This window comes from Rhizobium sp. Leaf311, assembly GCF_001423445.1.
Lineage (GTDB): Bacteria > Pseudomonadota > Alphaproteobacteria > Rhizobiales > Rhizobiaceae > Agrobacterium.
This window is the reverse complement of the sequence record NZ_LMNZ01000001.1, coordinates 291,776-316,949: the sequence shown is the minus strand read 5'-3', so window position 1 is coordinate 316,949 and position 25,174 is coordinate 291,776. Positions and strand designations below refer to the sequence as shown.

General features: G+C 58.2%; 25 protein-coding genes. 4 read left to right on the top strand and 21 right to left on the bottom strand.

Annotated features, from left to right (window positions below; translation table 11 throughout):
- Window positions 1–108: 108 nt before the first annotated feature.
- Window positions 109–690: a DoxX family protein gene (locus tag ASF69_RS01410; protein ID WP_062584582.1), complete on the top strand. Its 582-nt coding sequence runs from the start codon at window positions 109–111 to the stop codon at window positions 688–690.
- 63 nt (window positions 691–753) lie between these two features.
- On the opposite strand, the gene ASF69_RS01405 is transcribed toward ASF69_RS01410, so the two are convergent.
- Window positions 754–1,554 carry an outer membrane protein gene (locus tag ASF69_RS01405; protein ID WP_062584580.1) on the bottom strand — a complete coding sequence of 267 codons (801 nt, stop codon included), beginning with the start codon at window positions 1,552–1,554 and terminating at the stop codon, window positions 754–756.
- A 601-nt stretch (window positions 1,555–2,155) separates the two neighbouring features.
- Here ASF69_RS01405 and ASF69_RS01400 point away from each other — a divergent pair.
- Window positions 2,156–3,961, top strand: a complete 1,806-nt coding sequence (locus tag ASF69_RS01400) for an EAL domain-containing protein (RefSeq protein WP_244475358.1) — start codon at window positions 2,156–2,158, stop codon at window positions 3,959–3,961.
- A gap of 121 nt (window positions 3,962–4,082) precedes the next feature.
- Here ASF69_RS01400 and glmM read toward each other — a convergent pair whose 3' ends face one another.
- The 18 genes from glmM to ruvC all read right to left on the bottom strand — a co-directional run bounded on the left by glmM (window position 4,083) and on the right by ruvC (window position 20,718).
- Window positions 4,083–5,435 (bottom strand): phosphoglucosamine mutase, encoded by a 1,353-nt coding sequence (gene glmM / locus ASF69_RS01395; protein WP_062584576.1) that lies wholly within the window; start codon window positions 5,433–5,435, stop codon window positions 4,083–4,085.
- A gap of 256 nt (window positions 5,436–5,691) precedes the next feature.
- The gene (gene ftsH / locus ASF69_RS01390) at window positions 5,692–7,638 is read right to left on the bottom strand and encodes an ATP-dependent zinc metalloprotease FtsH (RefSeq protein ID WP_062584574.1); all 1,947 of its coding nucleotides are present in this window, start codon (window positions 7,636–7,638) and stop codon (window positions 5,692–5,694) included.
- Between the two features lie 154 nt (window positions 7,639–7,792).
- Window positions 7,793–9,124, bottom strand: a complete 1,332-nt coding sequence (gene tilS, locus ASF69_RS01385) for a tRNA lysidine(34) synthetase TilS (RefSeq protein ID WP_062584572.1) — start codon at window positions 9,122–9,124, stop codon at window positions 7,793–7,795.
- 38 nt (window positions 9,125–9,162) lie between these two features.
- Window positions 9,163–10,179 (bottom strand): tol-pal system protein YbgF, encoded by a 1,017-nt coding sequence (gene ybgF, locus ASF69_RS01380; RefSeq protein WP_062585560.1) that lies wholly within the window; start codon window positions 10,177–10,179, stop codon window positions 9,163–9,165.
- A 156-nt stretch (window positions 10,180–10,335) separates the two neighbouring features.
- Window positions 10,336–10,869, bottom strand: coding sequence for a peptidoglycan-associated lipoprotein Pal (gene pal / locus ASF69_RS01375; RefSeq protein ID WP_062452053.1), 534 nt, complete (start codon window positions 10,867–10,869; stop codon window positions 10,336–10,338).
- Window positions 10,870–11,074: 205 nt separating this feature from the next.
- On the bottom strand, window positions 11,075–12,388 hold the full coding sequence (tolB, locus tag ASF69_RS01370; RefSeq protein WP_062584570.1) for a Tol-Pal system beta propeller repeat protein TolB: 1,314 nt from the start codon (window positions 12,386–12,388) through the stop codon (window positions 11,075–11,077).
- An 81-nt stretch (window positions 12,389–12,469) separates the two neighbouring features.
- Window positions 12,470–13,654 (bottom strand): hypothetical protein, encoded by a 1,185-nt coding sequence (locus tag ASF69_RS01365; RefSeq protein WP_062584568.1) that lies wholly within the window; start codon window positions 13,652–13,654, stop codon window positions 12,470–12,472.
- Window positions 13,655–13,661: 7 nt separating this feature from the next.
- Window positions 13,662–14,120 (bottom strand): protein TolR, encoded by a 459-nt coding sequence (gene tolR / locus ASF69_RS01360; protein WP_062584566.1) that lies wholly within the window; start codon window positions 14,118–14,120, stop codon window positions 13,662–13,664.
- 31 nt (window positions 14,121–14,151) lie between these two features.
- Entirely contained in the window at window positions 14,152–14,871 is a 720-nt protein-coding gene (gene tolQ / locus ASF69_RS01355; RefSeq protein WP_062584564.1) for a protein TolQ, read from the bottom strand.
- A 261-nt stretch (window positions 14,872–15,132) separates the two neighbouring features.
- Window positions 15,133–15,573 (bottom strand): tol-pal system-associated acyl-CoA thioesterase, encoded by a 441-nt coding sequence (ybgC, locus tag ASF69_RS01350; RefSeq protein ID WP_062584563.1) that lies wholly within the window; start codon window positions 15,571–15,573, stop codon window positions 15,133–15,135.
- Entirely contained in the window at window positions 15,566–16,084 is a 519-nt protein-coding gene (locus tag ASF69_RS01345; protein WP_062584561.1) for an NUDIX hydrolase, read from the bottom strand. Before ASF69_RS01345 ends, ybgC begins: the two co-directional genes overlap by 8 nt.
- A complete protein-coding gene (locus tag ASF69_RS01340; RefSeq protein WP_062584558.1) occupies window positions 16,081–16,593 on the bottom strand; it encodes an NUDIX hydrolase in 513 nt (170 codons plus the stop codon). Before ASF69_RS01340 ends, ASF69_RS01345 begins: the two co-directional genes overlap by 4 nt.
- A complete protein-coding gene (locus tag ASF69_RS01335; protein WP_062585558.1) occupies window positions 16,586–17,167 on the bottom strand; it encodes a DinB family protein in 582 nt (193 codons plus the stop codon). Before ASF69_RS01335 ends, ASF69_RS01340 begins: the two co-directional genes overlap by 8 nt.
- A gap of 46 nt (window positions 17,168–17,213) precedes the next feature.
- On the bottom strand, window positions 17,214–17,432 hold the full coding sequence (locus ASF69_RS01330) for a DUF2945 domain-containing protein (protein ID WP_062584556.1): 219 nt from the start codon (window positions 17,430–17,432) through the stop codon (window positions 17,214–17,216).
- 50 nt (window positions 17,433–17,482) lie between these two features.
- Window positions 17,483–18,337, bottom strand: coding sequence for a metallophosphoesterase (locus ASF69_RS01325; protein ID WP_156461978.1), 855 nt, complete (start codon window positions 18,335–18,337; stop codon window positions 17,483–17,485).
- A 40-nt stretch (window positions 18,338–18,377) separates the two neighbouring features.
- The gene (gene ruvB / locus ASF69_RS01320) at window positions 18,378–19,418 is read right to left on the bottom strand and encodes a Holliday junction branch migration DNA helicase RuvB (protein WP_062585556.1); all 1,041 of its coding nucleotides are present in this window, start codon (window positions 19,416–19,418) and stop codon (window positions 18,378–18,380) included.
- A 145-nt stretch (window positions 19,419–19,563) separates the two neighbouring features.
- Entirely contained in the window at window positions 19,564–20,181 is a 618-nt protein-coding gene (gene ruvA / locus ASF69_RS01315) for a Holliday junction branch migration protein RuvA (protein WP_062584552.1), read from the bottom strand.
- A gap of 24 nt (window positions 20,182–20,205) precedes the next feature.
- Window positions 20,206–20,718, bottom strand: coding sequence for a crossover junction endodeoxyribonuclease RuvC (gene ruvC, locus ASF69_RS01310; protein ID WP_062584550.1), 513 nt, complete (start codon window positions 20,716–20,718; stop codon window positions 20,206–20,208).
- A 211-nt stretch (window positions 20,719–20,929) separates the two neighbouring features.
- Between ruvC and ASF69_RS01305 the strand changes: the two genes are divergently transcribed.
- The gene (locus ASF69_RS01305; protein WP_062584547.1) at window positions 20,930–21,931 is read left to right on the top strand and encodes an LLM class flavin-dependent oxidoreductase; all 1,002 of its coding nucleotides are present in this window, start codon (window positions 20,930–20,932) and stop codon (window positions 21,929–21,931) included.
- A 583-nt stretch (window positions 21,932–22,514) separates the two neighbouring features.
- On the opposite strand, the gene ASF69_RS01295 is transcribed toward ASF69_RS01305, so the two are convergent.
- Window positions 22,515–23,261, bottom strand: coding sequence for a YebC/PmpR family DNA-binding transcriptional regulator (locus ASF69_RS01295; RefSeq protein WP_062585554.1), 747 nt, complete (start codon window positions 23,259–23,261; stop codon window positions 22,515–22,517).
- Between the two features lie 199 nt (window positions 23,262–23,460).
- Between ASF69_RS01295 and ASF69_RS01290 the strand changes: the two genes are divergently transcribed.
- A complete protein-coding gene (locus tag ASF69_RS01290; protein ID WP_062584543.1) occupies window positions 23,461–23,964 on the top strand; it encodes a pyridoxamine 5'-phosphate oxidase family protein in 504 nt (167 codons plus the stop codon).
- 24 nt (window positions 23,965–23,988) lie between these two features.
- On the opposite strand, the gene ASF69_RS01285 is transcribed toward ASF69_RS01290, so the two are convergent.
- The gene (locus ASF69_RS01285) at window positions 23,989–24,843 is read right to left on the bottom strand and encodes an MBL fold metallo-hydrolase (RefSeq protein WP_200939026.1); all 855 of its coding nucleotides are present in this window, start codon (window positions 24,841–24,843) and stop codon (window positions 23,989–23,991) included.
- Window positions 24,844–25,174: the final 331 nt, after the last annotated feature.

The window sequence follows — 25,174 nt, the reverse complement described above, 5'->3', positions numbered from 1 at the left end:
GCCTGCCGGTGCCCCCAAAAAGGCTTTTCTCATCCTCTTGATGCAGGTCAAACCAAACACGCGTGGCGCGGTGCAGGTTGATGATCATCAACCGCAAGAGATGTTATTATGAGTAACGACGCACCTTTTTCGAACGACCGTAATGTTTTGATCCTTCCTTTTCTCTCGGGCTTCTATGAGAAATTCGCTCAGCCCCTCGCCTGGACGGCCTTTCGCGTCGCCATCGGCGGCATGCTGGCCTTCGAGGGCTATCCGAAGATCATGGCTCCCTTCGCGCAGATCGGTTTCCTTGAAAAGATCGGGTTCCACCCCGGCTGGCTGTGGTCTCCGACGCTGGCTGCCATGCAGTTCTTCGGCGGAATATTAATCGCTTTGGGATTGTTCACCCGGCCTGTAGCGCTCGCCAATGCTTTCATGCTGGCCATTACGCTGTGGTTCCACTTCATCGATCCCTACGGCCACGCGTTTCTGACCGAGGCGGGCATTCAGGCGCTGAAAACGGCGGATCAGACCATGTTTACACCGGCAGGTGTGCGCCGCCTCGCCGATGGGGGCACGGCATTTCTGGAGCTGGTCCAGTCTAAGGCTGAGATCACATCGCTGTTCTGGACAGGTGGAGCAGCACTTTTTGCGGCCTTTGGCGGTGGGTATTGCTCGCTGGACAGATGGCTATTCAAGAAGCACTTCTAAAATACAAAACACGCCCCCGCATGATCGATGCGGGGGCGTGTCCAGTCGGTTACCCGGCAATTCTTACTTGTAAACGGCAGGCTGCAGCGGAATGTCCGCTGGAGGAATATATTGCGCAGTATCGCAGCCATTGAAGACATAACGGCCACCGACTCGCACTTCATGCGACGTCACGCCCTTGTCACGACCGCCCGAGGTCTGGCCTGAGTCGCTGGTGCCGAACATGGAGCCGCTGCCAATCTGGCGGAAGCGATAGCCAACATCGGCCTTCAGGTTGCAGGTCACGTCGATGGAGGCACCGGCCATCAGGCCGTAAGCAAAGCGCCAGTTGTCTTCACCTTCGATTTCGCAGTTGCCGCAGGTCGTCAGCTTGCTCCACTTGACGTGAGCACCACCGATACCCGCACCGATATACGGGGTGATCCGGCCATAGGTTCCCAGATCGACATAGGCATTGGCCATCACGGCGAAAGCGCGCATGGAAGAGTTTGCACCGTTGAGCTGCGGTGCAACGCCACTGAACTTGGATTTCGCCATGTAGTCCAGCGTCAGATCCGTGCGCAGATAGTTGTTGATCTGGTAACCGACACCACCGCCGAAGAGAACGCTGTCCTTCAGGTTCGTGGTGGTGAAGCTCAGCTCCTCGATCGAGGGACCAGCGGCCGCGCGGTCGAAGCTTACGCCACGCGATTTGTTGAACGAGTATCCGACATCGCCGCGCAGGTACCAACCGCTTGCTTCCTGCACCTGAACCTCAGGTGCCTGGTCCGGAAAAGCTGGTGGTTCAGCCTGATATACATCGGCTGCGAATGCGGTTTGACTTGCCATCAAAGCGGCAACGACACCGATCAGGCTCTTTTTCATGATTGCGGCTCCATAAGCGGTATGTGCGCGATTAGCGGCAGATACTCGTGATCTTCTTCATTTACGAAGCCTGAAGGAAAATGGTTAAACAGCGATTAAAATCGGAAATACTTGGCGCAATTTACTAACAAAATTGGTTAACACTGTTAAACGCATAATATTCGCGCAATCGGTGATATTGCAGTAAACGCCCGATATGCGGGTATATATCGGCGACCGCTCTTCCCGTTTCAAGAATATATCCGACTATAATAATATTTTGTTAGCTAATATTATTGTCCTTATTTCAACGGACCTCTTGTAACGTCAGTATAGGTGATAACTGCACACCTGCAGATGGCATATCGATCAGCCATGAGGCGCTGGTCTTAAGGGAAATCCAGTCCCGCCCGACCTCTTGGCGCAGATGCCGGAGTTTGGCAAAAAACTTGACAAGGGTTTGTGTTCCTTGGGCCTAGAGTTGAAGAAAATTATCGAATTCACCCGAATTCCAGTTCACAATCCGGAACTGCTGAAGGCAAAGTATCGCGCATTCTGCAGACAGATGCCCGTGATGTACTTCATCTTGATGTCAAGTACCTGGGCTTTGGCTGCCACACACATGTCGGTCGCGCCCGCGTGGCTTACTTTGATCGTCCCCAGCCTGTTTACCGTCATCAGCGCCGTGCGTGTCGTGTTCTGGTGGAAATCGCGAGACCGCACACCCACGGCAGAAGAGACATTCTCGGCCCTGCAGCGAACGCAACGTCTCGCCGTGGTGATTTCCGTGGCGTTCACGGCCTGGTCATTCATGCTCTACCCTTACGGGGATGCATATCAACAATCCCACATCGCCTTTTACATGGCGATCACAGTCATCTCGTGCATCTTTTGCATGATGCATGTCCGAGTGGCAGCCTTTGCCGTGGCCATCATTGTCAACGGCGCCTTCGTCGTCTTCTTCATGGCCTCTGGCCATGCGACATTCATTGCGATTGCCATCAACATCCTGCTTGTCAGCTTCGGCATGTTGGCGGTGCTGATGGTCAATTATGGCAATTTCGAACGCATGATCGTTGCCCAGCAACAGACGGAAGCACTCAGCAACGAAAATCTTCGCCTCGCCAATATCGACAGCCTGACGGGCCTGCCGAATCGCCGCGCATTTTTCAAACACCTGTCAGAGGCATTTGAAGCAGCGACATTGCAGGGCACCCGCCTGGCGGTCGGGGTCATCGATCTCGATGGCTTCAAACCCGTCAATGATCTCTACGGCCACTCCTCCGGCGACCGTCTGTTGATGGAGGTCGCCAATCGCCTCACGCTCTATTTCGCGTCCAAGGAAATGTTTCTGGCAAGGCTTGGAGGAGACGAGTTCGCTTTCGTCATTTCCAATGTCGCGCCACAGCGGGATGTCGTCGCTGAAGGCAACCGCATGTGTGCCTATATGCATTCTCCCTTCATCCTGCCGGATGCCACCATCATCATCTCAGGCTCCATCGGCATCGCCGTTTATCCTGATCTGGCCTCGTCACAGGAAGAGCTCTTCGACCGGGCAGATTATGCGCTCTACCATGGCAAGCGCCAGAAGCGCGGAAACAGCACGCTTTTTACGGTCCATCATGTCGAGGAAATTCATCGGGATGCGCGCATCGAGCAGACGTTGAAACAGGCGGATTTTCCAAGCGAAATGTCCGTCGTCTTTCAGCCGATCGTGGACGGCTTCCAGAACCGCACGGTAGGCTTCGAGGCGCTTGCGCGCTGGAACAGCCCGACGCTCGGCCCCGTGTCCCCCGCCCAGTTCATTCCCATCGCAGAACGTGCCGGGATCATTGGCGGCCTGACAAGAACACTTCTCAAGAAGGCCCTGCACGCCGCAGGCACCTGGCCAGACCAGATGAGGCTTTCATTCAATCTGTCCGCACAGGATCTGAACAGTCCCGAAGCTGTCATGGCGGTCATCGCCATCATCGAGAACAGCCCATTCGACGCTGAGCGGCTCGATCTCGAAATTACAGAAACGGCGTTTATTCATGATACGCGGCAAGCGAAACAATCGGTGGAGATGCTTCGAAAAATCGGCTGCGGCATTTCGCTCGATGATTTCGGCACCGGCTATTCCAGCTTGACGGCCCTGCACTCGCTTCCGCTGACAAAGATCAAGATCGACCAGAGTTTCGTCAATCAGATCCAGGATAATCCCGCCAGCGAAAAGATTGTCCGCTCAGTCCTGACCCTTGGCCGCGAAATGGGTCTCGATGCCATTGTCGAAGGCGTTGAAACACAGCAGGAGCTTTCGCTCATCACGCAGCTCGGCGGCAACTTCTTCCAGGGCTATCTTTTCTCGCCCCCCATGGGTGAGACGGCCATTTTACGGTTCCTTCAGGATGAGGAGCAGGCCTTGGGCTCCAGGCTTTCAAACGGCTGAGCCTGCTACATGACAATAAAAAAGGCGGGTGCCGCTAAGCGCCCCGCCTCTTCTTACGCCGTTTAGCCCGTGAACAATGAATTGCACAGCAGGACCCATAAAAGGGTCTGCCGGGTTCGGTTCAGGCTGCGGTCCGGGCGTTGGAAATCACGCCAACGAGATCATTGACGATGCGCTCCACCTGGGCGCTGTCGTCGCCCTCCGCCATCACGCGGATCAGCGGCTCCGTGCCCGATGGGCGGATGACCAGGCGGCCATTATTGGCCAAGGCGCTTTCCGCATCGGCAATTGCCTGTTTCACGACAGGATTTTCCAGCGGCTTGCCGCCGGAAATGCGGACATTCTTCAAGAGCTGAGGCACGGGCTCGAACTTGCGGCAGACTTCGCTCACCGTGCGACCGGACCGCTTGACGCGCGCCAGAACCTGAAGGGCCGCCACCAGACCGTCGCCCGTCGTGCCGTAGTCCGAAAGGACGATATGACCGGATTGCTCGCCGCCAACGTTGAAATCATTGTTGCGCATATGCTCGACAACATAGCGGTCGCCGACCTTGGTGCGGGCAAGCGTCAGACCCTTGTCACCGAGAAAACGCTCCAGTCCGAGATTGGACATGACAGTCGCCACGATACCGCCGCCGCGCAGCAGATTGTCGTCTGCCCAGCTGGCAGCAATCGTTGCCATAAGCTGATCGCCATCGACGATCTGGCCGCGTTCGTCCACAATGATCACGCGGTCAGCGTCGCCGTCCAGCGCAATGCCGATATCGGCCCGCACTTCATGCACCTTTTTCTGAAGCGCATCCGGATGGGTAGAGCCGCACTCGAAATTGATGTTGGTGCCGTTTGGCTCGTTGCCGATGGTCACAACCTCAGCGCCAAGTTCCCACAGTGCCGCAGGCGCTACTTTATAGGCCGCGCCATTGGCGCAATCGATGGCAATCCGCAGGCCGCTCAGCGTTACATCACGCGGCAATGTGCGCTTTACGAACTCGATATAGCGGTAGATATCGCCATCGACGCGCTTGGCCCGTCCGATTTCATGCGGCTTGGCCAGCTGCGAATAGATGTCCTTGTCGAGAAGATCCTCGATCTCAAGCTCTAGCTCATCCGACAGCTTGTATCCATCGGGACCGAAAAGCTTGATGCCATTATCGGCAAAGGGATTGTGCGAGGCAGAAATCATCACGCCAATATCGGCACGCAGTGAGCGCGTCAGCATCGCAACGGCGGGCGTCGGAATGGGGCCCAGCAGGAAGACGTCGAGCCCCGCTGCGGTAAAACCGGCAACCAGCGCATTTTCCAGCATGTAGCCTGAAAGACGCGTATCCTTGCCGATGACGACGCGGTGGCGATGGTGGCCACGACGGAAAATTGTGCCAACGGCAATCCCGACGCGCATCGCCAGGTCCGGCGTCATCGGAAAGACGTTGGATTGCCCGCGGATGCCATCTGTTCCGAAATAGCGACGTGTCATGTGAACTCCAGAAATTAAACGCGCGTGGTAAGTCCTTACCCGGACGGGCCACGGCTCTCCAGACGGTAAATGCCATAAAACACATGAAACGGCACGTAAATTACCGCGAATAGGCAATATATCTTGTTACTATCGCCCACTATCCCTGAGGAATGAAGCAGGCAGTTGGCCTGCAAGGGCGCGCTTTGCACGCAACCACACATGCAAAAAGGCCGCCCGGGAAGTGGACGGCCTCTTGTCAGATTTTGTCGTGGGGTCAGTGAGGCTGCGGCTCCATGCCACCTTCTGCTTCACCGTCACCCTTGGCTTCGTTAGGGCCATCTTTCTTGGTGCCAGCCTTTGGCACAGCAGAGCCACGGCTGTTAGGCGAATCGTCGCCGAGATCGCGGGCAGGCTTCTCACCACGGATCAAAGCCTTGATCTCTTCGCCGGTCAGCGTTTCATATTCCAGCAGACCTTCGGCAATGGCGACAAAGCCATCGTGATTTTCGGTCAGAATACGCCGCGCTTCCGTATAGGCTTCATCGATCAGGCGACGAACTTCGGTATCGATCGTCTGTGCGGTGGCTTCGGAAACATTCTTGGACTGCGAAACGGAGTGGCCAAGGAAGACTTCCTGCTGGTTTTCACCGTAGGAAACCTGACCGAGAGCATCTGAAAAGCCCCACTGCGTTACCATTGCGCGGGCAAGCTTGGTGGCCTGCTCGATGTCGGAAGACGCGCCGGAGGTGATGTTTTCCTTACCGAACGTCAGTTCTTCGGCAACACGACCACCCATCATAATGATGAGGCGCGAAACCATCCACTTGTAGCTCATGGAGTAGCGGTCGCCTTCCGGCAGCTGCATCACCATGCCAAGCGCACGACCGCGCGGAATGATCGTTGCCTTGTGAAGCGGATCGGCAACCGCAACCTTGAGCGCGGTAATCGCATGTCCGGCTTCGTGATAGGCTGTCAGCTTCTTTTCGGCTTCGGTCATGGCCGAGGAGCGACGCTCCGCACCCATCATGATCTTGTCCTTGGCGTCTTCGAATTCTGCCATGGTCACGACGCGCTTGTTGCGGCGCGCAGCCATCAGGGCGGCTTCGTTGACGAGGTTCATGAGGTCAGCACCGGAGAAACCGGGCGTACCGCGTGCCAGAACCTTGAGGTCGACATTGGGTGCCAGAGGCACGTTGCGGGCGTGAACCTTGAGGATGCGCTCGCGACCGACAATATCGGGGTTCGGAACGACAACCTGACGGTCAAAACGGCCTGGACGCAGAAGTGCCGGGTCAAGAACATCAGGGCGGTTGGTGGCCGCAATGAGGATGATGCCCTCATTCGCTTCAAAACCGTCCATCTCGACCAGCAACTGGTTCAAGGTCTGTTCACGCTCATCGTTGCCGCCGCCAAGACCAGCACCGCGATGGCGGCCAACGGCGTCGATTTCGTCGATGAAGATGATGCAGGGTGCGTTCTTCTTGGCCTGTTCGAACATGTCGCGAACGCGGCTTGCGCCCACACCGACGAACATTTCAACGAAGTCGGAACCGGAAATGGTGAAGAAGGGAACGTTGGCTTCACCGGCAACGGAACGCGCCAGCAATGTCTTACCAGTGCCCGGAGGACCAACGAGCAGAACACCGCGTGGGATCTTGCCGCCCAGGCGCTGGAACTTCTGCGGATCACGCAGGAATTCCACGATTTCCTCCAGATCCTGCTTGGCTTCGTCCACGCCGGCCACATCGTCAAATGTCACGCGGCCATGTGCTTCCGTCAGAAGCTTTGCCTTGGATTTGCCAAAGCCCATTGCGCCACGCGAACCGCCCTGCATCTGGCGCATGAAGAACAGCCAGACACCGAGGATGAGGAACATCGGCAGCAGCGTGCCAAGGTAGCTCAGGAAACCGGAGGAGCCATCGCTTTCGGGACGTGCAACGATGCTGACATTCTTGGTCTGCAGACGCTCCATCAGCGCGTCGTCAATGACGGGCGAGTAGGTCTGGAAGGCCGTGCCGTTTTCCGTATAGGTGCCGAGAACCCGGTTGCCGGTAACGGTCACGTCACGGACGCGACCGGCATCAACATCGCGAATGAATTGCGAATAGGGAATCTCACGCGATGCCGATTGGGATGGCGACGTCTGGAACATGCTGAACAAGGCGATCAGCAACAGAGCGATCACTGCCCACAAGGCGAAATTTCTAAAATTTGGGTTCATCGAACTCCCCGAACTCCAACGGACAAATTGGTGTCCGCCATTATGTTGCCCCTAACATAAGGAGGACAGCAGCCGTTGCCAAGGCAGCGACCGATATCAGATGCGTTTTGCGGTAAAAACTCTGAGAAAAATCGATTTGAGAAAGCCAGCAGCCTTAAACCGCAGGCTGTGGATAGGCTTCGCGGCCAAAAAGTCGGGCGATGGCATTGGCGAGTGGCAGATCAAACCGTGGCAGAAAGAGATCGTAAGGGGCAAGAACAGGCCGGATGGTGAAGTGATCATCCGCCGCGACCGGCTCATCAAGACCTGCCAGCGAGATTGCGGCAAGGGATTGCGCCGCCCGTTTTGCCACGCCCTGCGGGATATCGGCTGCAAATGTCGGCACCAACGCGGCAACCGCGTGTGTGCTCATCGGCCCGACGACAAGCTCACGCTCCGACAGATTTACGATCTCGAACCGCTCATCCCATACCGCCTTTTGCCCATGGGCAATTGTGATCGATGGCATGTTGCGGTTTTCCCGCATCAGATAGAGCCCTTGCCTGCGGCGATCAAACACGACCCGGCTGGCCGTCGCCCTGCCCGGCTGGCCTGACGCAACAAGCGCCATGATCCTGTCCATGCTGTCCGACGCCATCGCAAAACGTCGTCCACCGAGCACACAGGCCATGGCGGACAGGGCTGCGCGCAGGACAGGCGGCTCCTGCAACAGACCCTCCGGGCTGATCCTGATCAGGCAATCGAGATAGCACCGGACATGGGTATCGATAAAATCAGCAGCAGCAGCAGAGAGCGCCGCACGCTCGCCCGACCGGTCAGTCAACGACAAGCCTTCGCCGGACTTCGTGGAGGCCGGTTCCAGGGCGTTGCGCGCCCTCACCCGCTCATATCGGGCGTCGATATTGCTGGGATCATCGAACCAGCTCCATCCTTCATCCTGTAGGAAATCGCGGATGGCCTGTCGTGACGTGTTTAGAAAAGGCCGCATGAACCAGTGATTACAGCGGTAGAGAACGCCGTCCGCCATGCCCGCAAGGCCCAGATTGTCGGGCCTGAGGCTGCGCGCACCCCGCATGGCAATGGTCTCCTGCTGGTCGCCAAGCGTATGACCGACCACGATCATGTCGGCCTTCATCGTCTCTGCGACCTGCGAGATCAAGGCGTAGCGCGCAAGCCGCGCTGCTGCGGAAACACCCGTTGCGGGCTTTGCCTCATTCCACCGGCGTATATGGTGGGGAATGTCCAGTTTGCGGCACATGGCCGCAACGCCAATCGCTTCCTGCGCAGATTCGGCGCGCAGCGCATGATCGATGGTAACCGCCGCAAGCGCGATATCAGTTCTGCCTAACTCTCCAACAACCCGGTGCAGGGCCAGCAGCAGGCCGGTGGAATCGCTGCCGCCGGAGATCGCGACGAGGATCCGGGCGGGCTTTGAAATTCTTGTGATAAATTGCCGCGCAGCCTCAAGGGGCGCAAGCGGCGTCATCGGGAACGACCTGATGTCATAGCCGTCCAGCCCGTCTGTCAGCAGCTCAGGCGCTTCTGTTCACTCGTCACCTTGCCGAGAACGGTCTTGGAGGCGCTTGGATATCTCTTCGGCACTTCGCGCAATGTGGCGCAAGCGGTTTCCTTGTTGTCGAGTGCGGCAAGCGACATGCCGAGCTTCAACAGCATTTCAGGCGCCTTGGGCGATTTGCTGTAGCTCTGGTGGGCGTTGAGGAATGTCTTTGCGGCATCAGTGAACTTGCCCTGGCTATACTGCGCTTCGCCCAGCCAGAAATTCGCGTCTGCAGCCTTCGAGCCCTTGGGGTATCCCTGGATATATTGCTCGAAACCCTTTTCCGCAGCCTTGTAATCGCCTGAGAGCACGTGGCCATAGGCCGCCTGATAGATGTCGTTCTCGCTGGTCAGTGCCGCCGTGTTGACGGGGTCCGGGCTGGATGTCCGGCCGGTTTCCACGCCAGGCAGGCTTCCTGCGGAATTGTTGACGTTCGGATTGAGCGAACCGCCCACGGGCAGACCGCGGGAATCGAGCTCGATGGAGCCCAGCGTCGTTTCGCCGGGAGCAGCATTGCTGCGCGGCGCGGTCGCCATCTGGCCGGTGCCCGTAGCGCCACCGCCCATTGAAGCGCCGCCCTGGGACGGCGTTTCAATGATGGTTGCGACGTCATCTTCGGCGCCCGTTGCCGAAGGAATGTCGGCCTCGGCCTTTTTCTTCGGTGCAGCCGGTGCGGCAGCCTTTCCGCCTTCAAGCTCCTGGAAACGGAACTCGTTGTCTTCCTGGGCCTTGCGAATGGTTTCCTGCATCTGCAGCAGCTGGAAACTCATTTCCTCGATACGTCCGTTCAACTGACGGATCTGTTCTTCGAGTTGCTGCACGCGATATGTATCGTTCGCCTGAACGTTGACAACAGGTGGGTGATTTCCGCTGCTTGTACTAGAGCCCCCCGCCCAGCCGAACAACGGTCCTGAAACGGCAGTGCCGCTCAGGCCGGTGCAGGCTGCAAGCCCCAGCATTCCCGCCACGACAAGTTTCTTCATGTTGCGTCCTGTCTGGTTGATTTGCGCCCCAACGACGCAAAACCGGATTTTTTCCATCTGGCGTCAAAAAGCAACTTAAGTTCGGCCAAACTATGGAAAAAAGTAAAGGCGGCCCGGAGGCCGCCTTACAATTCTCATCACGTCGCTGCGAGGCGATTACATGCCTGCGCCACCCAGAACGGTGACTGCACGGCGGTTCTGCGACCAGCAGGAAATGTCGTCGCAAACGGCAACCGGACGTTCCTTGCCGTAGGAAATCGTCTTCATCCGGTTTGCAGGAACGCCCTGCGAGGCGAGAAATTCCTTGGTAGCGGCTGCACGACGTGCGCCCAGAGCAAGGTTGTATTCACGTGTGCCGCGCTCGTCGGCGTGACCTTCAACAGTGATGGCGTAGTTTGGATAACGAGCCAGCCACTGTGCCTGACGCTGCAGGGTCTGCTGTGCGTCTGCGCGGATCGATGTGCTGTCGGTGTCGAAGAAGATACGGTCGCCGACATTGACGGTGAAGTCCTGTGCGGAACCCGGTGTAGCAGAACCTGCGCCGCCAAGGCCCAGTTCGCCAGCACTGTTCGGCATGTTCTTCTTGTTGGCGCAACCAGCCAGCGCAAGCGCCAGCGTCAAAGCGATCATAGCCGGGTTACGGGCGAGTTTCTGCATGGGGCCGAGTGCCGAGGTGTGTGTACGGCTCATCGCCGGTCTCTCCTTAGAATTTCAGTAACGTTGCCAGACAATAACCGATTGCAGTTAATTGCCCCCAAACAATTATGGTTAACAGAAAGGAAATGTCCCGCCTTTTTGCTCCCTCACTACATATTCAGCAAGAAAACAGGCCAAGTCCCGATGTGACATGCTTAGAAATATGGCGACGCTCTTAGGCGCCGCCATAATGGTTTTGTCAATCCAGCAGCGGCGACCAAGCCGGGTCGGATGCAAATGTCGGTGTCTTGATCAGCTGTTCGTTATAGCCGGTCAGATCGATGGAGTAGAGCTGCGGGCCGCCGGAACCTGCATTCTGGCGGAAGAACATCAGCACGCGGCCGTTTGGCGCCCATGTCGGTCCTTCATTGTGGAAGCCCGTCGTCAGAATGCGCTCGCCCGAACCGTCCGGCTTCATCACGCCGATCGAGAACTTGCCGCCAGACTGCTTGGTAAAGGCGATCAGATCGCCGCGCGGAGACCAGACCGGCGTGGAATAGGAACCATCGCCGAAGGAAATGCGCGTCTGGCCGGAGCCATCGGCATTCATGACGTAGATCTGCTGACGTCCGCCGCGGTCGCTTTCAAAGGCGATGCGCTGGCCATCCGGCGCATAGGACGGAGCCGTATCGATCGCGCCGGTATTGGTCAGACGCGTCGTGGTGCGCGAACGTAGATCCATGGTGTAGATGTTGGCGTTGCCTTCCTGCTGCAGGCTCATGATGACCTTTTGACCATCGGGCGAGAAGCGTGGCGAGAACGTCATGCCGGGGAAATTGCCGACAACTTCGCGCTGTCCGGTTTCCAGCTGCAACAGGTAAACGCGCGGCTGCTGACCTTCGAACGACATGTAGGTCACTTCCTGACGGCTGGGCGAAAAGCGCGGCGTCAGAACGAGGTCGTTGGTGTTGGTCAGGTTGCGAACGTTGAAGCCGTCCTGATCCATGATGGACAGGGCGCGCTTGCGGGCGGTCTTCGGTCCGCTTTCGGACACGAAGACGACGCGGGTGTCGAAATAGCCCTTTTCACCGGTTACGCGTTCATAGATCGCATCGGCGATGATATGGGCGACACGGCGCCAGTTTTCAGGCTGGGTAAAGAACTGCTGTCCGCTCATCTGCTGACCGGCAAATGTATCCCACAGGCGGAACTCGGCGCGAAGACGGCCATCTGCCTCCTTCGTCACACGCCCCGTCACCAGCGCCTGCGCGTTGATGACCTTCCAGTCCTCGAAACGTGGCTGCTGGTCGGGATTGCTGATCTTTTCGATAAAGGCGCTCTTGTTGACCGGCGCAAACAGCCCGGACCTCTGGAGATCGGCCGCGATGACCTGCGAGACCTGCGCACCGATGCCGTCATTCGACATGAAATCGGTAATCGCGATGGGCAGCGGCTGAACGTTACCCTTGTTGATGTTGATCTGGACTTCAGCACTGGCCGGTGTGACTGCCACGAACGAAAACAGAATGCCGGAGGCAACCATTGCCGCACGCAGGAGAGAGAACTTGATCATTGAGACAAGCCTTTCAGCTTCATACAAAAATTGGACATCGAATTGGGTAGGGGTGTTGTCATCGGTCCCAAAACTGTCGGTTCAAAGCGCAAATTCAGATGGGTCAAAGTTCAGAACCAGTGTGTTCCATCCTTTTTCGCCATCGTATTTTTCAGCGGGCAGATTTTTCAGCGGGGCAGACCTGAAGATCGCGCGGCGCGCGCTGCCTTCAACGGCGCGGCGCGTTCCTTCCGGTCCACCTGTTGCCGTAACCTCGGGCTGTCCGACAATGTTGCCGGACTGATCCAGCTGCACGCGAACGACCACCCGAACCTCGGCAACGCCGGTGAGGCCCGAAGCCATGGCCCAGTTCTGCTGGATCTGACCTCTGACACTGTCGATTTCACTGGCACTCAAACCCGTGCCGATTGTCTTCTTGCCGCCCAGCGACGCCGTTTCCGTGGAACGCTTCGCGCCACCACCGGACGGTGCCTGCTTGTTCAGCAGAGCCGAGATTTCATCGGCATTGAACTCGCTTGCCTGGGATGCGGCAGATTTTGCCGTTTCCTGCTTGCGATCAGCCGGTTTCTTGTCGGAAGGCTTGTCGGTCGACTTCGCCTGTTCGGGTTTCTTTTCCGCCGGCTTTTCAGCGGGCTTCTGTTCGGCAGGCTTCTGCTCTGCCTGCTTTGGCGGCTCCGGCTTCGGCTCAGGTGGCTGCGGGCGTGAATTCGGGCGCGGCACATTTGGCGGCACGGGAATTTCGGCCGGCTCCTGGTTTTGCGGTGGCGGCTCCTGCGCCTGTTGCTGGGCAGGCGGCTCGGCAGGCTTGGGCGGCGTCACGATTTCCGGCTTGGGAACAGGCAGCGAAGCCGTTTCCTGCGGCTTGGGCGCAGATGTCTCTTCCTTGACGATGTCTTTCACATCGTTGGGCTTGGTATCGACGACAGGGGCTGGCTTCTCCTGCTTGGGCGGGGCGGCAGCGCTGTCATTGTTATTTGGCTTTTCCGTCGGCGTCGGCGGTGCGTCCAGATCGGCCATGTTGTTACCCATGTTCTGGGCGTTTGGCACGATATCGGGGCGTGTGGTTGGTACGGGCGCGGACTTCTCAGCCTTGGGCGCATTCTTGTCGCCCTGCTGGATCTGCGTCATTTCTTCCACCGACACGAGGTCGACAGGCATCGACTCAGCCTCAGTCACCTCCAGCGGCGGCGGCGACCCAAGAGACACGAGGGCAAAGGCCAGCAGCGAGGCGTGCACGATTGCAGATGTGGTGACGCTGCCCTTCATGCCTAGATCAATTGTCCTGTTTCTGTTGGGTCACAAGGCCAATATTCTTGAAGCCTGCGGCCTGAATACGCGCCATGACGTCAGCCACGATGCCGTAGGCGGCAACCGAGTCTGCGCGCACGAAGATGCGTTCATTGTAGCCCGTGGTCGAAATCGCCTGCAGCTTGTCGGCCACTTCCGTAGCCTCGATAGGCGTTTCCTGCAGATGGATCACGCCATTCGCATTGACGGAAATGGTGATCGGCTGCGTATCGGAATTGAGGGCGTTGGCGGAGGTCTGCGGAAGATCGACGGGCACGCCGACCGTCATCATTGGCGCGGCCACCATGAAGATGATGAGCAGCACCAGCATGACGTCGACCAGCGGCGTCACGTTGATTTCGCTGATTGCACCGCCCTTGCGGCGTCCACGGCCCCGGCGTCCACCGGAACCACCGCCGCCGCCACCACCTGCTGACATTCCCATAATATTTACTCCACTCGGTCAGACTGCGCTTTTACTGCGCGGCCTGACGGGTTTGCAGCTTCTCGTCAATCTGGCGCGACAGGATCGCGGAGAACTCATCCGCAAAGCCTTCCATGCGTGAAGAGAGCTTGCCCGCATCGGCTGTGAACTTGTTATAGGCGATAACCGCCGGAATAGCCGCGACCAGACCGATGGCCGTTGCCAGAAGCGCTTCGGCGATACCCGGTGCAACGACGGCAAGGTTGGTGGACTTCGAACCGGCAATGGCCTGGAACGACGTCATGATACCCACGACCGTACCGAAAAGACCGATGAACGGACCGGCAGAACCGATTGTCGCCAGAGAGCCCAGGCGTGCCTCGTAACCTTCGCTTTCACGCGCCATGGTCACGTCCATCGCCCGGTCGATACGCATCTGCAGACCAATGGGAGAACGGGCGCCACGCTCGAAGGACTTCTTCCATTCGCGCATTGCCGCAACGAAGATGGCCGCAAGACCGGTGTTCTGACGCTCGGCCAGAGTGCGGTACAGCTCTTCCAGCGACTGACCCGACCAGAAAACCTGTTCGAACTGGTCGAAATTCCGCCGGGCCTTACCGAAAGCGACGTATTTGTCGATGACGATAGCCCATGTCCAGACCGACGCTGCAAGAAGTCCGATCATGACCAGCTTGACGATGAGGCCAGCCTGCATGAACAGAGCCCAGAGACTTACGTCGTGCGTTGCCGCTGCCAAACCTGCCTGTTCCATAAATATTCAATCCCCGAATCCAAACGCCCGGTGCATGACCGGGCGATTTAAACGCGCATCAACGCTTGGGATCCTGCAGCGACCGCCGAAAACCCCTTGAGCCATGCCCCGATATTGCCATTACGCCTTACTTGCCGGTAAATTTGGTAAAAGGAAGGCGTGTGGCTTACAAATACCGGATGGTTAAGTAAGACTACATTATGGTTAAGAGAGTGTTACGAAATGGACACTTTAAGAAGCCACTCGGCAATTCGCCTTTTCTTACTTTAGAAATTTTTCGGCAATGGTATCGGGCAGGCGTCGCGGTCTTCCCTTGGCATTGATGACGGCAATAATCACTTTTGCGGCAACAAGAAGCGTTTCTCCTCGCCGGATTTCCTGATTGAGCACCATCTTCGCGCCCCCCGCCTTCTCCGTCAGCGTTGATATCGTCAACACATCGTCCATGCGCGCGGGCGACTTGAAGTCGATCTCCATGCGATGAACGACAAAGACCAGCCCCTCTTCATCTGCCGTCAACAGGGCGCTCTGTTCGCAGCCTAGGCAGCGCAGATAATCCGTGCGGCCGCGCTCAAGAAAATGAAGATAACGGGCATGATAAACGAGGCCGGAAAAATCCGTGTCCTCATAATAGACACGCTGCGTCAGACGATGCCCGTGCTCTATTAGGTCGCCGGAAAGCGATATTCTGCTGTCATCCATGACGTCGCGGTCCTTCACGCACGATGATATGCTCGGAATGCTGCGGCAGCGTTTCAATCCGCTGGGCGATGAAGGCGGGTCTTAAGTCGTTTTCGCTCAGCACCGTAGCCTTCGCCTTCATCCATCGGAATTCGATATCGACACCATCAACGGCGCGGTGAACGATCTCAGTCTCGTGAAACGGAAAATCCTCTTCGAGATGGATGAGGTAATAGAAGCCGAGTTCATGGATGTCGTAGCGATCATCGGAAAAGAAGTTCTCCGCCGTCCATAACAGACGCTCGATCCGCGCATCGACATCAAGCTCTTCCCTGATCTCCCGCAGGATCGTGTCTTCCGAGCTTTCCCCGATCTCGGCGCGCCCGCCCGGCAGCGACCAATAGCTGTCGGTCAGGCTCCGGTGCACCAGCAGATGGTCGTTCCGCATCACAAGACCCGCGACACGGAAGTTGAAAAGCTGCGGCTTGTGATCCAGCCGGATCATGTGCCGTAAAGGCAGTATTTCGTTCATTTGTCGTCCAGATTGCCATCATCCCAGACGATATGCTGGGTTGAAACAGGAAGGTTTTCGATCTCACCGGCGATGAAATAGGGTGGAATGTCGAGCTCCGTCAAGGCTTGCGTGGTCGCCCTTGCCCAGCGAAACTCCAGCGGGTGCTTGCCATCCTGCATCCGGTGAACGATGTCTTCCTCATGGAATGGAAATGTCTCGGGCAGCTCCATCAGGTAATAGAAGCCAAGCTCGTGCCAGTCCTTGCCTTCGTAATGAAAGAAGTTCTCGACCACCCACAGCAACCGCCCCACCTTAGCCTCGGCACCGAGCTCCTCGACCATTTCGCGGGCCAACGTTTCGCGGGATTGCTCGCCCATCTCAGCGCGGCCACCGGGAAAACTCCAGAATTTCTCGTGCGTTGCCCGGTGCACCAGCACGTGACCATTCCGAAAGGCGATGCCTGCCACGCGCATCTGGAAAATGCGCTTGGGCTTGAATTTCATGCGGATGCGGGTGTCTTCAGTCATGGGATTTATCTTTCGGAAACATGAGGTCACGTTCCGACCAGCCTAGCGCGTCCAGCTCCACTTTGCGAACGCCAGCATCGTCCCCGACAATAAATTCGTCCAGTTGTGGTGGCTTGATCGAACTTCCAGACAGCATGGCGTGCACCTGCCCCCTGTGATGGGTCTGATGCTGAAAGAGGTGGCTGAGAATATCGTCGCAACGGTCTTGCTGTATGCGTCCATCACGATGCACCTCTACGGTGGCGGCAAGATCTTCAGGTTGAACGCCATCCACGAATTCTATCAGCGCTTCGTCAAGCTTTGCCTGGGCCTGTTGCAAGGCAGGCATGTCAGCAAAAGGCTCCTCCACCGCAAAGGCGGCATAGCCCAGTGTTCCACCTCTCACGGCGTCGAGATAGAACAGATCGACGGTGTAAATATGGTTCAGAGTTGCGCGGATGGTTGGGAAGAACCCGCTGCGGGGCGCTACGAACTCCGCCTGCGATAGTTGAAGACAGGCGGAGTGCAGTCTCAGATTGGCCAGACGGTTGTTGCGCGCCAGCTTTCTGAACACGCGGCACGAATCGTAGTCCATCGTCTCACCCCTTTTGCGAATGCGCGCGGGGTCCATGTTCCTTGCTTCAGTCGGCCTTTTCAAGCTCGGAATGACTTTTCAGAACGCGTCCGCCGTCTTCCTGCTCGATCAGATAGGCCGGTTCGCTCTCGCTTGCCTTGCGCTTGATGGTGGAACCATCGATCTTGCGCTCGACATCCTCGGTAAAGCTCTCGGCCACCTTGCCCTCACCCTTGCCGGAGCCCCATTTCCACTGAACCTTTGCACCCTTGCGAAATTTCGTCATTCCATTCTCCTCGTGAAAAAACGGGGAATGAGCGGCGGCGCGGATGGTTCCTAGGCGCTCCCCAGTTCGATGACGACGACTTCGGGCGGCGACATGAAGCGAACCGGTGCGATGGAGCAGCCAAGACCGCCGGAAACGATGAGGTGCCGGTCATCTTCCACCACATGACCGTAGACGAAACGTTCCCCAAAGCGCGACGGAACGGCCGGGCGCCAACCGAACAGATTGACCTGCCCGCCATGCGTATGGCCCGAAAGCGTGAGGGAAACGCGTGATGGCACGGATACGAAAATATCCGGCTCGTGCGCGAGCAGGATGACCGGGGCATCGTCGGTCACCTGTGCCAGCGTTCCCGGGAGGTCATCGAGCCCGCTCGTGCGGCGTCCCGTCAGATAGGCCCACTGGTCTTCCAGACCCGCGATCCAGAATGGCTGGGCGTCGGTGCCACAGCGCACGGCCCGGTTCGAGTGAACCTCGATGCCCACCGAGCGCAGGGCCTGGTGCGCCACGGTTTCCTTGAGCCGCAATCGCTGGGCCTCCGGGTCCTGCCACCAGTCATGATTGCCGCAGACAGCATGAACGCCGTAGGGCGCCTTGAGGACTGACAGCGCCTTGGCCCATTCCGCGGGTGGAACGACGCCCGTCACCAGCTTCATGCCGGACATGTAATCGCCCATCAGCAGGATCGCATCGCCGCCCAGCGTATTGGCATAGTCGCAGATCCGCGCGATCCGCGCGGCGGGCATCCAGGGTTCGCAGGCATGAAAATCCGCCAGCACCACCAGACGCAGGCTCTGCCCCCTGGGCCAGCCCGGCGGATTGAAGCGGTAGCGCGTGGTGGACAGTCTCGCCAGCGGCTCGATACCTCCGGCATAGGCACCCAGAGAGACCAGCCCCGCCGCCATGGTCGCGGCTGTCTTGAGCAGTGCGCGCCGGGTGATCACGTCAGTCGTCCTCAAGCGTCAGGCGAAACTGCGCAGCATCGATATCTTTCGGCGGCTGCATTCCAAGATGCTTCCACGCCGTTGCGGTCAGGATGCGTCCGCGCGGTGTGCGCTGGATGAAGCCCTGCTGGATCATGTATGGCTCGATGATATCCTCGATGGCGTCGCGTGGTTCCGAAAGACCCGCCGCGATGGTTTCGATACCCACCGGCCCACCGCCGAAATTGACGGCAATCATCATCAGATAGCGCATGTCGAGCTGGTCGAGCCCCATATTGTCGACCAGCAGGCGCGTCAGCGCCTCATCCGCGATCTGGCGCGTCACCGATTCTGCCCTCGCCACTTCGGCAAAGTCGCGCACCCGGCGCAACAGCCGTCCGGCGATGCGCGGCGTGCCACGCGAACGACGGGCGATTTCGCGCGCACCCTCCTCCGTCATCGGCAAGCCCATGATGCGCGCACCGCGCCGCACGATCAGCTCAAGCTCATCGACGGTGTAGAAAGACAGTCGAACCGGAATGCCGAAGCGGTCCCGCAACGGGTTGGTCAGAAGCCCAAGCCGCGTGGTGGCGGCAACCAGCGTGAATTTCGACAGATCGATCTTCACCGAGCGCGCCGCAGGGCCTTCACCGATGATGAGGTCCAGCTGGAAATCTTCCATTGCCGGGTAGAGAATTTCCTCGACGGCGGGGCTTAGCCGGTGGATTTCGTCGATGAACAGAACATCGCGCTCTTCCAGATTGGTCAGAAGCGCGGCCAGATCTCCCGCCTTGGCGATGACCGGCCCTGACGTGGACTTGAAATTCACGCCCAGTTCCTTGGCCATGATCTGCGCCAGCGTCGTCTTTCCGAGACCGGGCGGGCCGACGAACAGCACATGGTCCAGCGCCTCGCCACGGTTCTTTGCCGCTTCGATGAAAATCTTCAGATTGGCGCGCGCCTCAGCCTGGCCGGTAAAATCATCCAGCGTCTGTGGCCGCAACGTCGTGTCGATATCCTCGCCGCGCTTTTCTGAAGAAATCAACCGTGCCGCGTCGCTCATGTCAGACATTCCATCATGTGGCATTCCATTGTGTCAGCCGTTGCAGACATCTTGCTGATCACCTTGACGTCACGGTCTTCCGAAACACTATGGCGAAAAAGCGCTCTCACCTTTTAAAATCCGGTCGAAAATAGCATTGGCGTCATCACCGTGAAAGCTCCTTCAGGCCCAGCCGGATGAGCTTGGCGCTATCACCGCCCTCGCCGCCATTCTTCAGCGCCGCAGCAACGGCATTGGCCGCCTGGTCGCGCGAGTAGCCAAGATTGGTCAGCGCCGAAACGGCATCGGCGACGGGGGCTGATGCAACGCCCTCGCCCAGTTCCTGCTTGAGACCGATGGAGGCGGAGGCTTCACCGGCAAAGGCGGGCGCCTTGTTGCGCAGTTCGGTGACGATACGCACCGCCACCTTTGGCCCCACGCCCGGCGCGCGCGATACGACGACCTTGTCCTGAAGCGCGATCGCATTGGCAAGCTCTGACGGGGACAGGGTCGACAGCACCGCCAGCGCCACTTTGGAGCCCACGCCCTGCACGCTCTGCAGCAGGTTGAACCATTCCCGCTCCAGCGCGCTCATGAAGCCGAAAAGCTTCAGCTGGTCCTCGCGCACATAGGTTTCGATAAAGAGAACCACCGCCTCGCCGACCGATCCCAGCCGAGACAGCGTGCGGGCCGAGCAATGCGCCACGTAACACACGCCATGCACATCGACGAGAACATAGTCATCGCCGATTTCATCGATGGTGCCCTTGAGTTTTCCGATCATCGTAACGTCCGTAAAAAGAGAAAATCAGCCCGCCGCCAGCACGCGCCGCATACGCTCGCCTGCCCGGTTGTGGGCGTGGCAGATGGCAATGGCAAGAGCGTCCGCCGCATCATTGCCCTTGAATTCGGCCTTCGGCATCAAAATCTTCAGCATCATGTGGATTTGCTGCTTTTCGCCGTGTCCCACACCGATCACCGCCTTCTTGACGGCATTGGGCGCATATTCGGCAACCGGCAGCCCGGCACGCGCGGGAACCAGCATGGCAATGCCGCGCGCCTGGCCGAGTTTCAGCGTCGCCACGGCGTCCTTATTGACGAAGGTCTGCTCGACAGCGGCCTCATGCGGCTGGTGGGAGTGCACGATCTCGGAAAGCCCGTCATGCAGCTGGCAAAGCCGCGATGCCAGATCCATGTCGCCGTCTGACGTGACAGTGCCGGAGGCAACGAAACGCAGGCTATTGCCCATGGTTTCTATGATGCCCCAGCCCATTCGCCTCAGCCCTGGATCAATCCCGATAATTCGAATCGCATTCTGCATGGTTTACCCTATCCTTGAGCAGCGAAACCTGCCAGCGATAAGTGAACAAAACGACAACATCACAGATTTATCCCGCTCCGCGCCAGTCTGCGGCCAATGGCGCGTCGCTACAGTTTTTCTGATCCTTGCATCAATTCGACGCGACTGGACTGGCAAACGTCGCTGCAGAACTTACATCGGGGAAAAGCTGAAATTCCAATAGGAGCGTCCGATGATCCCTTTTTCCATACTCGATCTGTCGCCCATTGGTGAAGGCGAGAGCGTCAGCACTGCTCTTGAGAATTCACGCCTTATGGCGGTGAAGGCAGAAGAACAGGGCTTTGAACGGATTTGGCTGGCAGAGCATCACGGTATGCCCGGCATCGCCAGTGCCGCAACCGCACTCGTCATTGCCCATGTCGGCGCTGCAACCAAACACATCCGCGTTGGCTCGGGCGGCATCATGCTGCCCAACCATTCGCCGCTTGTCATTGCCGAACAGTTCGGCACGCTGGCAGCCCTTTTGCCGGGCCGTGTAGACCTTGGCCTTGGCCGCGCACCGGGAACAGATATGCGCACCGCGCGTGCCCTGCGCCGCAGCCTAGATTCAGGCGCAGAGAACTTCCCGCATGACATCGTGGAATTGCAGCGCTATCTCGGCGCGCCGGAGCCGGATCAGGCCATCCTGTCCGTCCCCGGCATAGACAGCAATGTGCCGATCTGGCTGCTGGGCTCCAGCGTCTACAGCGCGCATCTGGCAGCAGCCCTTGGCCTGCCATATTCCTTCGCCTCGCATTTTGCGCCGGATATGTTGATGGACGCCATCGCCATTTACCGCGAACGCTTCCAGCCATCAGCCACGTTGCAAAAGCCCTATGTCATGGTCGGCGTGATGGGCGTGGGCGCGGATACGGATGAGGAAGCCAATTACCTCTTCACCTCCGCCCAGCAGCAATTCGTCAATCTGCGCAAGAATGTCCGCACCCAGTTCCCCCTGCCGGTAAAAAGCATGGATGGCCTCTGGAGCGACATGGAGCGCATGACGGTAGATCACACGCTCAGATACGCCGTCGTCGGTTCTCACGCCACGGTCGAGCGCAAACTGGCGGATTTCCTGTCGGAAACCGGAGCAGATGAACTGATCATTTCCATGCCCGTCCACAGCATCGAGAAGCGTCTGCGCTCCGTAGAAGTCTTTGCCGATGTCCGTGGTGGGCTGAAGCTCGCGGCTTGATCTGATCTCGATAGAAACCCCGGCGCATCCGCTGCCGGGGCCACAGCCTCCCGAACGCCCCCCTCCGTCATTCCGGCCTTGAGCCGGAATCCAGCAGCGCCGCGTCTGCGGTGCGCAAGACTCTCTCGTGATCAAGGACTTGATCACACTAAATCCCGGATCAAGTCCGGGATGACGGTTAGTGTTGGCGGGCAAAACCGCCTTTGAGCAAGGCGCTGTTGAGGTATCGTTGGAAAACAAAAAGCCCCGGCGCATCCGCTGCCGGGGCCACGGCCTCCCCAACGCCCCCTCCGTCATTCCGGCCTTGAGCCGGAATCCAGCAGCGCTGCGTCTGCGGTGCGCAAGACTCTTTCGTGACCAAGGACTTGATCACACTGGATCCCGGATCAAGTCCGGGATGACGACGTAAAACATTGGGCTAAACTGTAAGTCGGAGCCTGAAGCCGGTTCTGCACAAGCCCCCTCCGTCATTCCGGCCCTGAGCCGGATCCCGCAGCACCGCGTCGGCGGTGCGCTGGGGTCTTTCGTCATCACCCCGAAGCCCGCATCGAGGCTCGGGGTGACGATATCGCTCATATGGATATCAAGCCGAAAGCTTGGCCATGATCTCTTCGGAGACTTCGAAGTTCGAATAGACGTTCTGTACGTCGTCATCGTCTTCCAGGTTGCCGATGAGCTTCATCAGCGATTGCGCCTTTTCTTCATCGACAGGCACCGTGTTTTGCGGCTTCCAGATCGACTTGACGCTGTCGGCTTCACCAAGAACCGCTTCAAGCGCCTTGGAAACCTCGTTCATTTCTTCGAAACCGCAGATGACGGTGTGGCCTTCTTCGCTGCTTTCCACGTCGTCGGCACCGGCTTCGATTGCCGCTTCCATCACCTTGTCGGCGTCGCCAACGGAAGCCTTGTAGGTGATTTCACCCACGCGATCGAAGGAGAAGGAAACCGATCCGGTTTCGCCCAGCGCGCCGCCAGCCTTGGTGAAGATGGAGCGAACGTTGGAGGCCGTGCGGTTGCGGTTGTCGGTCAGCGCTTCAACGATGACTGCCGTGCCGCCGGGGCCGTAGCCTTCATAGCGCACGTAATCATAGTTTTCCGCGTCCGCTCCCGACGCCTTCTTGATGGCGCGGTCGATATTGTCCTTCGGCATGGACTGCGCCTTGGCGTTCTGGATTGCCAGACGCAAGGCAGCGTTCATGGCCGGGTCCGGCAGACCGGATTTGGCGGCAACGGTGATTTCACGTGCGAGCTTGGAAAACATCTTCGAACGGATCGAATCCTGTTTTCCCTTGCGATGCATGATGTTCTTGAACTGTGAATGGCCAGCCATGGCACCCCTGATCATATCTCTTGTTCGGAATTGGGGCCTTATATGTGCGATAGCCCGGCTGTTCAAGCCCGCAAGACACACTCTTCTCTCAACTGATCAAGGAACTGAAATCTGTCGTCTTCGTTTGGGTACGAGTGCGAAAGCGGGCATCCATGCCCGGTTATCGTGGAAGAAGACGACAACCGAAGGAGAGACATTCATGGTCAGTCTGAGTGAAGCACGCGATGCCCCCGCACGTCAGCTTTGGGACGAAATCAATTCCGTACACGCTGGCATGCTTGGCCTCGAAGGCTTGCACGCTCATATGCAGCCGATGGCGCCTCACGCCGATCCCAAGACGAACACCATCTGGTTTTTCTCGAAGAAGGATTCCCATCTGGTCCAGACGCTGAAGTCGGGCTCGCGCGCCCATTTCTGTGTCATCGGCAAGGATCACGATTACCACGCCTGCCTGTCAGGCAAGCTCGAAGTGCGCGATGACAAGACCAAGATCGACGAATACTGGAACTCGGTTACCGCCGCATGGTACGAGCACGGCAAGAGCGATCCGCAGCTGACCATGCTGGCTCTGCATGTGGATGATGCGGAAATCTGGGCCTCCACCGACAACACGTTGAAGTTTGGCTGGGAAATTGCCAAGGCCAACATGTCGGACGAGAAGATGCCCGATGTCGGCGTGCGCCAGCACCTGTCTTTCGCCTGATCCTATCCCCTCCCCCGTCAGCCCTTACATGCCTTGTGGCACGAGTATCTGTGGCTGGCGGGGGAGGTTTCTCATCGACACCCGGATGACGGGGTCAGACGCATAGCCAATCTTGAATTGCGGCCCGAAGGCCACCAGAAACTGCTCAAGCGCATGGGGCTGGTGCATTGGCAGGATCAGCGCAGAACGCAGGCGTTTGACGATCCTGCTCATGCTGTCCGTCCCCATCGTCAATCCACCATCCACCGGCACCATCAGCACATCGAGCCTGCCAATTTCGGCATATTGGCTTTCCGTCAGCTCGTAATGCAGATGGCCGAGATGCCCGATGCACAGCCCGGCAACCTCGAAGATAAAGATGGAATTGCCATCCTTCTGCAACAGCCCGCCCCCTCCCCAGCGGTTGCGGATATCGGATGTAACGTTGCGGATATAGACGTCGCCTACCTGTATCTTGTGGTCAGCCTTTTCGCCGGGAACATCGCTCCAGCCATGCAGCACATGCTTGATCGCCGGGTCGGGATGCGCAGTATAATGGGTGGAATGGGCGTTGTTCATCGTTACCACGTCAGGCGTCATGGACGGACGATAAATGCCATTATAGTCGGTTGCGATGGTTACGCCTTCGGGCGACGTGATCAGAAAGGTCGAATGCCCGATATATTGTATCTGCACCTCTTCCTTCGAACTTGCCTGCGCCAGTTGAACGCCTGAAGGATCAAAGCGGGCAAAGGTCACACCCGGCACGGCCTGCGCAACCGCCTGACACTGGCTGATCGGCGGGCGGTTGGCGGAAGGACGGGGCGGCGCTTGCTGGGCAGATGCGGCTGCGGCCAGCGAAAGCATCGATAATGCGAGCATGAACATGCGAAGCATCAGCACCACTCCCGGGAACGAGACGAGTGCGCGCAGGATGCGTCAAGGGTCGGCCCTCGTCCAGTTGCAAGCGGAGCATGGCGCTCACAATATCGTCATTGCCGCTCGGGCTTACCCTTCATGCCACAGGCGTTGATCCCTTGTGCCACAGGCATCAATGTCCGTCTCTGAGCAGCTCGTCAGTCGCTCGGGCGCTGGCTGTAGCAGAAGCGCCACATGCTAAAAATAGCAATTTCCTCTCGCCCCCACTTGCCCTATGGTTGCATCGAGACCGGACGTAACGGGCCGGTCTTGGGGCTCGTAACCCCTCTTAAGACGGCCGGTGTCGGCCGTG